Source organism: Bartonella rochalimae ATCC BAA-1498 (genome assembly GCF_000706645.1).
GTDB classification, from domain to species: Bacteria; Pseudomonadota; Alphaproteobacteria; order Rhizobiales; family Rhizobiaceae; genus Bartonella; species Bartonella rochalimae.
Window position 1 is genome coordinate 731,591 of sequence record NZ_KL407337.1, and the last position, 590, is coordinate 732,180.

A 590-nucleotide genomic window follows, 5' to 3' on the forward strand; every position below is an offset into this window, starting at 1 on the left:
TCAACCTCATAAAGCTGCTTGCCTGTAACTGCTTCTGTCGAACTGTCTGAAAGCTTTCCATCCTTCAAGCCAGAAAGCGTACGACCTTCTCCGTCTTTGTTTGTAAGATTAACTTCCGATCCACCCGTCTTCGAGCCTATCGTGATACGACCACTCTTATCTTCACTTTCTTCTTGTTGAATTAGGTTTGTCTCTACAACCGTCGTGAAGGAGCTGCTAATATCTTTTAATGCATCCGCTACATTCTTATATTCTTTCTCTTCCGTAGCACCATCTTCTTGTAGCACATTAATCGTGAAAGTAGGATCTACCCATTCTCCATCTTCATAGCCTGCTCCGCCACCTAAATATTCAGAGACCTTCTTATTCGTAAGGTAAAGTTGGTTTCCAGTAACTGCATGGTTCGAGCCTTCCGAAATAGCACCATCACCTAAACCAGAAAGAACACGTGCAACTGACTGATTATTCAATAAACTCATTTCCGTGCCACCCGTCTTCGCACCTATCGTGATACGACCGCTCTCCCCTTCTTCTTGTTGTACAAGGCTCTTACTTCCAACACCCGAAAGTTCTTTATAAATATCTGAAAG

General features: G+C 43.2%; 1 pseudogene. It reads right to left on the reverse strand.

The window, feature by feature from the left end:
* Nucleotides 1-590: pseudogene (locus O99_RS06900) on the reverse strand (adhesin); the annotation flags it as partial.